The 11226-nt window shown below is 65.6% G+C and carries 10 protein-coding genes; 5 read left to right on the top strand and 5 right to left on the bottom strand.

What is annotated here, in order from left to right; genetic code table 11:
* Positions 1 to 5: 5 nt before the first annotated feature.
* On the bottom strand, positions 6 to 1439 hold the full coding sequence (locus DFR67_RS11555) for a fatty acid desaturase family protein (RefSeq protein ID WP_110469680.1): 1434 nt from the start codon (positions 1437 to 1439) through the stop codon (positions 6 to 8).
* A gap of 15 nt (positions 1440 to 1454) precedes the next feature.
* Positions 1455 to 2552, bottom strand: coding sequence for a ferredoxin reductase (locus DFR67_RS11550; RefSeq protein ID WP_110469679.1), 1098 nt, complete (start codon positions 2550 to 2552; stop codon positions 1455 to 1457).
* 702 nt (positions 2553 to 3254) lie between these two features.
* Between DFR67_RS11550 and DFR67_RS11540 the strand changes: the two genes are divergently transcribed.
* Together DFR67_RS11540 and DFR67_RS11535 are read left to right on the top strand one after the other, a co-directional pair.
* Positions 3255 to 4217, top strand: coding sequence for a YhjD/YihY/BrkB family envelope integrity protein (locus tag DFR67_RS11540; protein WP_245937890.1), 963 nt, complete (start codon positions 3255 to 3257; stop codon positions 4215 to 4217).
* Positions 4214 to 5713, top strand: coding sequence for a phytoene desaturase family protein (locus tag DFR67_RS11535; protein ID WP_110469860.1), 1500 nt, complete (start codon positions 4214 to 4216; stop codon positions 5711 to 5713). The genes DFR67_RS11540 and DFR67_RS11535 overlap by 4 nt, the downstream gene beginning before the upstream one ends.
* Positions 5714 to 5719: 6 nt before the next feature.
* On the opposite strand, the gene DFR67_RS11530 is transcribed toward DFR67_RS11535, so the two are convergent.
* Entirely contained in the window at positions 5720 to 6421 is a 702-nt protein-coding gene (locus DFR67_RS11530) for a CDP-alcohol phosphatidyltransferase family protein (RefSeq protein ID WP_110469678.1), read from the bottom strand.
* A 218-nt stretch (positions 6422 to 6639) separates the two neighbouring features.
* Here DFR67_RS11530 and DFR67_RS11525 point away from each other — a divergent pair, with 218 nt between their 5' ends.
* Both DFR67_RS11525 and DFR67_RS11520 read left to right on the top strand, forming a co-directional pair.
* The gene (locus tag DFR67_RS11525) at positions 6640 to 7347 is read left to right on the top strand and encodes a GAF and ANTAR domain-containing protein (protein WP_110469677.1); all 708 of its coding nucleotides are present in this window, start codon (positions 6640 to 6642) and stop codon (positions 7345 to 7347) included.
* A gap of 121 nt (positions 7348 to 7468) precedes the next feature.
* Positions 7469 to 8329, top strand: a complete 861-nt coding sequence (locus DFR67_RS11520) for an LLM class F420-dependent oxidoreductase (RefSeq protein ID WP_110469676.1) — start codon at positions 7469 to 7471, stop codon at positions 8327 to 8329.
* A 179-nt stretch (positions 8330 to 8508) separates the two neighbouring features.
* On the opposite strand, the gene DFR67_RS11515 is transcribed toward DFR67_RS11520, so the two are convergent.
* Positions 8509 to 9654 (bottom strand): RNA polymerase sigma factor, encoded by a 1146-nt coding sequence (locus DFR67_RS11515; RefSeq protein ID WP_110469675.1) that lies wholly within the window; start codon positions 9652 to 9654, stop codon positions 8509 to 8511.
* A complete protein-coding gene (locus tag DFR67_RS11510; RefSeq protein ID WP_110469674.1) occupies positions 9651 to 10052 on the bottom strand; it encodes a YciI family protein in 402 nt (133 codons plus the stop codon). Before DFR67_RS11510 ends, DFR67_RS11515 begins: the two co-directional genes overlap by 4 nt.
* A 170-nt stretch (positions 10053 to 10222) precedes the next feature.
* Here DFR67_RS11510 and DFR67_RS11505 point away from each other — a divergent pair, with 170 nt between their 5' ends.
* Positions 10223 to 11209, top strand: a complete 987-nt coding sequence (locus tag DFR67_RS11505) for a helix-turn-helix transcriptional regulator (protein ID WP_110469673.1) — start codon at positions 10223 to 10225, stop codon at positions 11207 to 11209.
* Positions 11210 to 11226: the final 17 nt, after the last annotated feature.

Below are 11226 nucleotides of genomic sequence, written 5' to 3'. Positions count from 1 at the left end.
GTTGATCAGTCGCGGGGAGGTGGCTCCACGTTGACGCCGCCGGACTCGTGTTCAGGCCCGGCATCAGGATGACTCGCAGGCACCCGCGACCGGAAGCGGGCCGCCTCGCTGATCCGCTCCGGATCGGCCGCGCTGTGTGGCGCCCGGTGGTACGGGTCAGGCTTCGGACGCGGACGCCCACCCGGTAGGGCGAGGCGGAAGATGGTGCGATGCACCTGACCCCACTGCTGCCCGAAAGGACCTGAGTTGTAAGGCAACTCGTACCGTTCGCAGATGTCCTTCACCTTCGGGGCGACCTGCGAGTACCGGGTGCTCGGCATATCCGGGTAGAGATGGTGCTCGACCTGGTAACCCAGGTTTCCGGCGATGACGTGGAACAGCGGACTGCCTTCGATGTTCGCCGATCCGAGCAGCTGCCGCAGGTACCAGCCACCGCGCGTCTCGTTTTCTGTCTCCGCCTTGCTGAACGTGTACGTCTGGTCGGGGAAGTGGCCGCAGAAGATGATCGCGTGTGCCCACACGTTCCGGATGATGTTGGCGGTGAAGTCTGCAGCGAACGTGGCCAAGAACGTCTGCTCCACACCCGGCAGTGTGCGATCCATGACGGCAGCGACCGACTTCGATCGCTTGCCCGCCCGGGGCGCGCGACGCAACCGACTCGCCAGCCGGGACGTCTTGGGCTGCTTGATGTTGCCGCCCGACGCCAGCTGGGTCAGCGCGAACGCGCCCGCGCTGATCACCGGCCAGCCGATGTAGTCCTTGATCACCTGCCGGCGCACCTTGACGCCGATTCCCTTGAGGTCGTGCCACAGGTCGGACATCGGCTTCTCACCCTTGCGGATGGCGTCGAGGTCGAGGTCGTGCAGCGCGACACCCCATTCGAAGAATGCGGTGAGCAGGAAGTTGTAGAACGGCTGCGCGAGGTAGACGGGGTTCCACGGCTGATGCGGGTCGATCCGCATGATCTCGTAGCCGAGGTCCTTGTCCTTGCCGCGGATGTTGGTGAACGTGTGGTGGATGTAGTTGTGCGAGTGCTTCCACGCCTCGGCGGTGGACGCGGTGTCCCAGTCCCACACCGACGAGTGGATGTCCGGATCGTTCATCCAGTCCCACTGTCCGTGCATGACGTTGTGGCCGATCTCCATGTTCTCGAGAATCTTGGCCATGCCCAGGCAGGAGGTGCCGGCAATCCACGCCACCTTCGATCGTGACCCGAGGAGCAGGACCCGGCCCGCGACCGCGAGGTTGCGCTGGGTGGCGATCACCGTCTTGATGTAACGGCGATCGGCATCGCCGAGGTCGCCGTAGACCTCGTCGTGGATGGCATCGAATTCCTTGCCCAGCGCCTCGATCGTCTCTTCGGACAGATGGGCGAGCGGACTTCGCGGGTCCGGCTTGCTGGTTGTTCGGGTTTCTCGCTTCGCTTCGTGGATCGTCATTGATTCTCCTTCGATCTACAGGTCGATTTCGACATCGCCTTCGGCGCTGTTCACACAGATCCGCACCGAGGCTCCGGCCGGCTCGCTGACTTCACCGGTGCGCAGGTCTCTGAGTTGCCCCGATTTCAGGGTTCCGACACAGGTGTGGCAGATACCGATCCGGCAGCCGTACTTGAGTTCGAGTCCGGCATCTTCGCCGGCGGCGAGGATGGTCTGTCCGGGTTCACATTTGGCGTCGGCCTTGCTCTTCACGAACCGGACCCCGCCGCCCTCACCATCGCCGGCGTTGCCACCGATGACCGGCTGGAACCGTTCGAAGTGGATGTGGTCGGAGAGGTCGTTCTTCTCCCAGTGTTCGACCAGTGAGTCCAGTAGTTGCTCGGGCCCCGAGCACAGGGCCTCCCGCTCACGCCAGTCCGGACACAGCTCGTCGAGATCCTCGGGTTTGATCCGCCCGTCGTCGCCGGTCAGGCGAACGGTCAGCTGCAATCCCTGCTGCCGACTGTCCATCTCCTTGAGATCCCGATGGAACATGACCTGGTCTTCGGTATGAGCAGAGTGGATCACCACCACGTCGTTCATCGCGTCGTTGTGATCCAGACTCCGCAACATGCTCATGATCGGCGTGATGCCACTGCCGGCGCTGATGAACAGCATTTTCTCCGGATGCGGATCAGGCAACGTGAAGACGCCTTCGATCTCGCCGAGCCGGACGATCTCGCCCGGTCGGATCTTGCGAACGAGATAGGGCGACACCACGCCGTTCTCGACCAGTTTGGGCGTGACGGCGATGAGACCGTCACGCGGCTCAGGGTCAGAGGTCAGCGAATACGCCCGCCAGTGGAAGACACCGTCGATCACCAGGCCCAGCCGGACATACTGCCCCGGCTTGTGGCCCGGCCACTGGTATCCCGGTCTGATCCAGACGGTGGCAGCGTCGGCGCCCTCGGGTCGGACCTCTTCGATACGCCCGCGCAGTTCTTTGGTGGTCCACAGCGGGTTGATCATCTCGAGGTAGTCGTCGGGCTCCAACGGGCTGAAGAGATGGCTGATCGCCTTCAGAGCCCCGCGTCGCAATGTCGGGACGTTGGGTTTGGCTCCGCGTTCAGCCATTGGGGCACCTGACTGCGTTGTCGCACCGCGCTGGGCGGGACAGAGTCATGTTGAGGAGAACGTTCACGTGGACAACTCCCAGGCCAAGTCCGCGCATCTGCATGATGCACGGCATATCGGTCACCTGCGTCGGGGCTCGACAGGTGTGGCTGCAACAAACAGTGTGCCCGCTTGTGACGGGCTACGTGTGACCTTACGTCGCACTAACAACAGCGTCAGTCGAATCGGGAAACACAAACCACATCGGCCACGGTTGCTGCAGGACAGTCACCACTGACCGCAAACACCGCTGCCCGTCAACGAACCGACGCGCACGCCGGGCACAGTGTCCGGTGGTCGGCGATGTCCCAACCATTAGCTGCGGCAACAAGTTCCGCGTCGGCGCGAACCAATACAGCGGCGACCCTGAACCGATGTTCACACCGGTCGCACCGCACCGTCCACGCCTCGCGCCCGGTGTCGTTGTACCTACTCGTCAGAGCAACCATCTTCACGCCTTCCAGCAGGACTCATCGACAAAAGTGCGGGCCCGCTTGTCTGGGGGCGTAGAACGGCAGCCCACGGCAAGCACGTCACCGCGTCGAACCGACAAGCGGTCGACTGCTGGTCCAGTGTTCCCAGCCGGCTGCGCTCTCAAACCTGGAACCGGCGCTAGGAGTGGTCAGCGGGTTTGAGATCGCGGCTCCGGGGCATCCTGACCCGGTGCCCGACAAGCCGGCCGGAGAATCGGTGCCCACGAGCCCTCTCCGACGGGTCACCGACGAAGTCCGCGCCATCGCTGGCGATGCCAGGCGGCGGCTCTCACGAGGCGATATCGCAGGCACCGCCGCCACCCTGACCTACTTTTCCGCGATAGCCATCGTGCCGTGGTTGCTGTTCGCGGTCTGGAGCATCAGCTGGTTCGACGACACCGGCGAGGTCCGGCGTCGTCTGCTCGCGCTACGCGTCCTGATCCCACCCGACATGGGTGCCCGTCCGGCTTACGACGCTCTCATCAACGCGGGGGTCGGTGCAGGCCTGCTGAGCGCGGTGGTGCTGCTGTTCCCTGCATCGTTCTATGGCGAGGGTCTGCGACGGTCGGCCCGACTGGTGTCGGCCGAGTCGGACCGGATCGCCGGCGACGGCGCCCCCCACGCCCGCAGCGACGACACAGCGCCGAGGAGCTCGCTCGGTGATGCGTGGCGGGCGCGCGGCTCCATCCTCGCCCTGTTCATCGTGGTACCGCCGCTGGCCTGGGTCTACGCGAGAGTCGGTGAACGGTTGGTCGGGCTCGCCCCAGAAGGCGGCGGCGGCGGTATCGGCGACCTCGCGCTGCGCTACTACCTCGGTTTCCTGACGACCTGGCTCGTCCTGTCGTTGCTGCTGATCTGGGTCTTCCGTTACGTCATGCCGGGAAGTCCGCGGTGGCGGGTCGCGCTTGTCGGGGCGTTGACCACGGCGTCGATGCTCGCAGGTTTTCTCCAGGGATTCGCCCTGTTCCTCTCCATCCCCATGGACGTCGGGCTGCCGTTCGCAGGCTTGACCGTGGTCGGTGGGGTCGTCGCGGTGGGCCTGTGGCTCTGGATACTGCATATGGTGCTCATCACGGGATGGTCGTTGACACTGTCGATGGACTCCAGGGTGGACAGTTGGGTCGGTACACCGACTACGAAAGGGAGATCTTGAGCAAGATTGTCGTGATCGGTGCCGGTGTCGGGGGGTTGGCGGTGGCAGCCCGGTTGGCGGCACAAGGCCATTCGGTCACGCTGATCGAGCAGGCACCAGTGGTCGGTGGGAAACTCGGCGTCGAGCACGTCGACGGATTCGTCTTCGACACGGGACCCTCACTGCTGACGCTTCCGCAGGTGCTCGAGGACCTGTTCACAGCGATCGGCGGTCCACCCATGGCCGACGACCTGCCGGTGCGGCAACTGGAGATCGCCTGCCGCTACACCTTCCCTGACGGGGTGGTCCTCGATCTACCCGGCGACCCGCGCGAGATCCCGGGCGCCCTCGACAGCGCACTCGGCCCCGGCCGAGGGGCGCAGTGGAGCTCGTTCATGGAGCGGGCCGAAAGAATCTGGGACGCCACCCTGACACCGTTTCTGCAATCGCCGATCGATCTCCGGACGATGCTCCGCCTCTCCCGCCGGCTACGCGACCTGACCACCATCGCGCCGTGGAAATCGCTGCGCGGACTCGGCACCTCATACCTGTCCGACCCCAGGCTGCGCATGCTGCTGGACAGGTACGCGACCTATACGGGATCCGATCCTCGCCGGGCACCCGCCGCCCTGGCGAGCGTTCCGTACGCGGAGCAGGCCTTCGGGTCCTGGTACATCGACGGCGGCCTCGGCCGCATCGCATCCGTATTGCTGAGCCGCGCGCAGGCCCTGGGTGTAGAGGTCCGCCTGGACACTCGTGTGTCTGAAATTCTCACCGACGCAACGGGTGTGCGCGGGGTCCAGCTGTCGGATGGTTCGGTGGTCGACGCCGACTTCGTGGTGGCGAATGCAGACGCCCAGCAGGTCTTCAACGACCTGCTCACCCCCGATCAACCGGGGGCACGCAGCGCAGCGCGACGGCTCCGCCGCACCACGCGTTCGCTGTCGGGGTTCGTCCTGTTGCTGGCACTCGACAATCCACCCGGCGACCAACCGCATCACCACGTGCTGTTCGCCGAGGACTACGACGACGAGTTCGACGCGGTGTTCGGACGCAAGGGCAGGGCGCGTCCTGTCCCCCGACCCACCATCTACGTGAGTGCACCATCTGATCCTGCGATCACCCCCGATGATCAGACCGGAGCGTGGTTTGTGCTGGTCAATGCACCACCACACGACCCCGCCGAAGGCGTCGACTGGGACGCGCCAGGTCTGCGCGAGCACTATGCCGATCAGGTCCTGGACCTGATGGCCGCCCGCGGCCTGGACGTGTCCGACCGGATCCGGCACCGCGTGATCATCAGTCCGGCCGACCTGGAGCGGCGCACCCTGACCCCGGGTGGATCGATCTACGGCACGTCGTCGAACGGTGCGCTGGCGGCGTTCCTGCGGCCGTCCAACCGAAGTCCGGTGCCCGGCCTCTACCTCGTCGGCGGATCCTCACATCCCGGCGGCGGATTGCCACTGGTGATGATGTCCGCGAAGATCGTCGCCGACATGATCGGCGCGGCAGGCTGATCGCCGCTATCGGCGCAGTTGCATGTGCACGGCGACGAGTAGATGTACCAGCCCGACGACCGCCAGTATCCCGGCGACGATCGCGTACAGCGTCGCCAGGCTTGCGCCGTCGATCCAAGGCAGCACCGTGACACCGAGTTCTCTTGCGCACCAGACGATTCCGCTACTGGCCGTCGCGAACGCGGTGACGATCACCCGGGACGGGCGCTCCCACCACGTCAATGCGCCGGGACCTTCCATCCCGGCCGCCTGAGCACTGGCGCGTACCGACTCGAGCATCAACGTCGTCAAGGCGAGTGCAACTCCGAGCCACATCGGGGCCCCGAGGATCACGAGAGTCAGTATCAACAGCAGATCAGAGCAGCGATCGGCGAACGGATCGAGAACCCGGCCCCAACGAGATGCGGTTCCCGTTCGCAGGGCGATCGCCCCGTCGACACCGTCGAGTACCGCGCCCAGCAGCACCAACATCAGCGCGAGCAACGGCCAGGCGCCCCCGGCCAACGCGACCACCGGAACCGCCGCTGTCACCATGACCCCGAGAACCGTCGCGGCGCTCGGACCGACACCAATCCGCACCAGCGGGCCGGCGCAGGCATGCGCGATGCGAACCCACCCCCTGATCCACACCGAAGTCGCCGGATCGATCCCGCCGTGCAATCGCGACCACCCCGCAAAAGCATCCTCACGGGAAAACGTCGACGTCATGGACGCCGAGTACCAACCCCGTCCCTATCCCAAACCAGACAACACGTCCCATAGGACACCGTCACCAGTGCCCTTTTGCTGTTTCGGACCCGGCGGGGGCAAGCGCGGCCGCCGCCATCTCTGACCCGCCGAACGCAGGGGGTGGCTATGATGGGCCGTTGGTGGAGACCAAGCCACACGTTGATGCGTCATCCCTAGCACCCGTTATTTGGAGTCCCATGCCCGACGACGACCAGACCATGACCGATATCCACATGGCAATCGCCGATCTGGCTCGTGGCCTGCACGGGAGCGACCAGCAAGCGCTGGACGACGTACTCGGAGCCGTCGTCACGGCTGCGGTAGAAAACGTCGAGGGTGCTGAACACGCCGGGATCACCGTCACCACCAATCGGGACTCGTTGAGCACCCAGGTATCGACCGATCCGCTGGTCGATACCCACAACAAGATCCAGGTGACCCACCAGCAGGGGCCCTGCTTGCAAGCCGCGTGGGAACAGCCGGTGGTGCGCGTCAACGATCTGACGACTGAAACGCGGTGGCCCAGATACACCGAAGACGCCGTCTCCCTGACACCGTTCCGGTCCATTTTGTCGTTCCGCCTCTACACCCACAGCGAGACCTTGGGGTCGATGACGCTGTACTCGCTGACCCCTGACTCCTTCCCGGAGGAATCCGAAGAGATCGGGCTGCTGTACGCGGCGCACGCCGCTGTCGCGTGGTCGGCGACCGAGCGTGGTGTTCAGTTCCGTAGCGCACTGGCCAGTCGCGACATCATCGGGCAGGCGAAGGGCATGATCATGGAGCGCTTCGACATCAACGCCGTCCAAGCCTTCAATCTGCTGCGAAAGCTGTCGCAGGACAGCAACATTCCGCTCGCGAAACTAGCCCAAGACCTCGTGCACAAGGATCACCCGCCGGAGTAGACCAGCAGCGTAGACGAGGACCAGCAGGGCAGACGAGGACCAGCAGGGCACACGAAAACCAGTAGGGCACACAAGTACCAGCAGGGCGCCGACATGTCGGCGTCATCCGAGGAGGACAGTCTTGAAGCTTGCAGGCGTAGGAATTTGGAGTTCGCAGTTGCGTTACGGCGATCTCGCCCAGTCCGCGGAGGCAGCGGCAGAGCTCGATGAGCTGGGATTCACCGCGTTGTGGATTCCCGACGTCGGCGGACCGGTGTTCGATGCCGTCGCCAACCGCCTGCAAGCAACCACCAAGACGGTCATCGCGACGGGCATCCTCAATCTCTGGATGCACGAACCGGCCGATGTCGCTGCGCAGTACAACAACCTGACCGACAAACACGGTGACCGACTGCTGCTCGGCATCGGGGTTTCGCACGCGCCGTTGGTCGACTCGGGCAATCCGGGCCGGTACAAGAAGCCTCTTGCGGCCACCGCTGCATTTCTCGAGGGACTCGATGCCGCGGAGAAGACCGTGCCCGTCGAGTCACGTGTGTTGGCCGCGTTGGGCCCGAAGATGCTGCAGCTGTCCGCGACCCGCGCGAATGGATCGCATCCGTACCTGGTCACCCCCGACTTCACCGCTTCGGCCCGGGAGACCCTCGGCGCGGGTCCGCTGCTGCTGCCGGAGCAGACCGCGATCTTGACCACCGACGCCGACCACGCCCGCTCCATCGGCACCGAATGGTTGCGCAGCTACCTGCAGCTACCCAATTACGCCAACAATCTGCTGCGGTCGGGGTTCACCCAGGAAGACATCGATTCGGTCTCGGACCGCCTGTTCGACGCGATCATCGCGTGGGGCGACGAAGCCGCCATCGCACGCCGGGTGGAGGAACACCGCGCGGCAGGCGCCGATCACGTGTGCATCCAGGTGCTCGACGCCGACCCACAGGCATACCCGCGTGAGCAGTGGAGGCGGCTGGCAACAGCTCTGAACTGATAGCCGGGAGACCGGCCGATCGTGGTGGAGGACATACGGATCGAACGTATCGAAGGCGTCCCAACCGACGCATCCCCCTCGGGTTCGCCTGGGCGAACCAACTCGCCAACAATATGGGGAACACCGGATGTCGCGCAAGCGAACACGCCGGAAACTTTGTGATCAACGCAGTCGGGTGGTCACGGTGGCAGCAACTGCCGCACCCGCGCGGCCTCTCGCGTGAGGTGATCGCGTTCGTGTGTACTGGTCGCGAGACGGGACGCCTCTGAGTACAGGACGGCTGCCTGGCCGAGGTCACCCGCCCGTTCGTGCAGATAGGCCTGGGCTGCGGTATGTCTCGGCAGGTCTGGGCTCACGTCGGACAGTGCGGCCAGCCCCGCCTGGGGACCGTCGGCTTCTCCGACCGCGACCGCACGATTGAGCCGGACCACCGGACTGTCGGTGAGATCGAGCAATTCGTCGTACCACTCGACGATCTGGACCCAGTCGGTCTCGGTCGTGGTCGCGGCGTCGGCGTGCAGCGCCGCGATCGCTGCCTGCGCCTGGTACTCGCCGAGGCGGTCGCGAGCCAGGGCCGTCTGCAGGATCGTCACACCCTCGGCGATCAGTCGCGAGTCCCACCGCGACCTGTCTTGCTCGGCGAGCGGCACGAGACGACCCCCGGCCCCCGTACGGGTCTCGCGGCGGGCGTGATGCAGGAGCATCAACGCCAGTAGGCCGGCAACCTCGGGCTCGTCTGTCAGTGCGACGAGCTGGCGAGTGAGCCGGATGGCCTCGGCCGACAGATCCACATCCCCGCCATAGCCCTCGTTGAACACCAGATAGAGGACGCGCAGCACGGTGTGGAGGTCACCGGGCTCATTGAGCCGGCGATCTGCGATCCGCCGCTTGGCCCGACTGATCCGCTGCGCCATCGTCGCTTCCGGGATCAGATATGCCAACGCGATCTGTCGGGTCGTCAGCCCACCGATCGCCCGCAACGTCAACGCCACGGCCGACGCGGGCGACAACGCCGGATGTGCGCAGAGGAAGTAGAGCGCGAGTGTGTCGTCGACAGCAGAGGACGGCCCGGGCGGGGGCTCGAGATCCATGGCGATCTCCCGTCCACGGCGTGACGACTCGGAACGGGCGGCGTCGATGAACCTGCGCCAGGACACCGAGACCAGCCACGCCTTCGGATCGCGCGGCGGATCATCGGGCCAAGCCTCCAGCGCCTGGATCAGCGCCTCCTGCACGGCGTCCTCGGCCGATGCGAAGTCTGCTCCGCGCCGGACGAGGACACCGATCACTGCGGGAACCAGTTCCCGCAGCAAAGCGGAGTTCACTCGGTGACAGTCGTCGGGGCCGTGAGGAAGGGCCGAACCTCTAGCCACTCGCGGATCGGCTCGCCGCCGGCGCCGGGGGCGGCAGACAGCTCCCCTGCCAGCTGGTAAGCGCGTTCCTGCGACTCCACATCGATGACCATCCAGCCGGCGATGAGGTCTTTGGTCTCGGCGAACGGGCCATCGGTCACCGGCGGGCGACCTTCACCGTCATGCCGCACGAACGTGCCTTCTTGCGACAGCGCCTGCGCATCGACGAACTCCCCTGAGTTCCGCAGACGATCCGCGAAGTCGTTCATGTACTGCATGTGGGCATCGACCTCGTCTGGAGTCCACTGATCCATCGGGGTGAAGTTCATGCCCGGGCCACCGCGATAGTGCTTCAGCATCAGGTACTTCATGGTGATTCTCCTTCGTCTTCGCGGCCCTCATGGCCGCTCGTACCACTGGGACGGAACCGACTCCCCATTCTCGACATGGTCGGCGAAAAAGTTTGTGCCAAGTCCCGCGAACGTGCTCGCCCGCACAGTAGCGGCCGGAAAGCGTCCTCTACTCCTGAGAAGATGGGCGCATGTTGAGGACTTCCGAACGGCTGCTGTCGCTGCTGTCGCTGCTGCAAGCCCGGCGAGACTGGCCGGGAGCCCTACTCGCGGAGCGCCTCGACATCAGCCCACGCACGGTCCGCCGCGATGTCGACCGCCTGCGCGAACTCGGTTACCCGATCGCAGCGATCAAGGGTCCCGACGGCGGCTACCGACTGGGCGCGGGCAGCGAGCTGCCGCCATTGCTGTTCGACGACGAGCAGGTGATCGCGATCTCCGTCGCACTACAGACGGCGACGAGTAATGCCGCAGGTATCGAAGAGGGCGCGGTGCGCGCATTGGGCACCATCAGGCAGGTGTTGCCGTCCCGGTTGCGTCACCGCATCGACACCCTCGAGGTCACGGCGATACGGCGACCGTCGATCCGGCCCGAAGCCCGGGTGGGCAACGATGTGCTGATCACCCTCAGCGCCGCCATCCATGCTCGCGAGACACTGCGGTTCGGCTACGCGAGCGCAGGCTCGGCGACCGACGAACAGCCGCGCAGCGTCGAACCGCATCACCTCATCACGTGGGACGGTCGGTGGTACCTCGTGGGCTGGGATCTCGACCGTCACGCCTGGCGGACGTATCGCGCCGACCGCATCACGCCGCGCATCCCCAACGGGCGGCATTTCGAACCGCGCGGGATACCGGGCGGTGACGTCTCGACTTTTGTTGCCGCCACCTTCCGTGGTGCCGACCCCACCGGCGGCGTCGATTGGCCGTGCCGAGGGGAGGTCATCCTGGACCTGCCCGCGGCCGACGTATCGACCCATGTGCCGGACGGCATCGTCGAAGCGGCCGGACCCGGGCGGTGCCGGCTCATCCAGGGCTCTTGGTCGTGGGCCGCCCTGGCCGCATCGATCGGACGGTTCGACACCGACATCGAGGTCGTCGGCCCGCCCGAACTCGCCGACGCCTTTGCCCGGCTGGCCCGCCGATATGCCCGCGCGGGCGGGCCCGCGGCGCCGTAGCGTCGCCGCGAGCCGCC

The organism is Williamsia limnetica (genome assembly GCF_003217475.1).
GTDB classification, from domain to species: domain Bacteria; phylum Actinomycetota; class Actinomycetes; order Mycobacteriales; family Mycobacteriaceae; genus Williamsia; species Williamsia limnetica.
This window is presented reverse-complemented; position numbering and strand designations above follow the sequence as displayed.

Excerpts from the sequence above, each read along its gene's own strand:
- DFR67_RS11525 (WP_110469677.1), top strand. The coding sequence starts at position 6,640 with ATGCCCGACGACGACCAGACCATGACCGATATCCACATGGCAATCGCC.
- DFR67_RS11510 (WP_110469674.1), bottom strand. The coding sequence starts at position 10,052 with ATGAAGTACCTGATGCTGAAGCACTATCGCGGTGGCCCGGGCATGAAC.
- DFR67_RS11555 (WP_110469680.1), bottom strand. The coding sequence starts at position 1,439 with ATGACGATCCACGAAGCGAAGCGAGAAACCCGAACAACCAGCAAGCCG.
- DFR67_RS11550 (WP_110469679.1), bottom strand. The coding sequence starts at position 2,552 with ATGGCTGAACGCGGAGCCAAACCCAACGTCCCGACATTGCGACGCGGG.
- DFR67_RS11530 (WP_110469678.1), bottom strand. The coding sequence starts at position 6,421 with ATGACGTCGACGTTTTCCCGTGAGGATGCTTTTGCGGGGTGGTCGCGA.
- DFR67_RS11505 (WP_110469673.1), top strand. The coding sequence starts at position 10,223 with ATGTTGAGGACTTCCGAACGGCTGCTGTCGCTGCTGTCGCTGCTGCAA.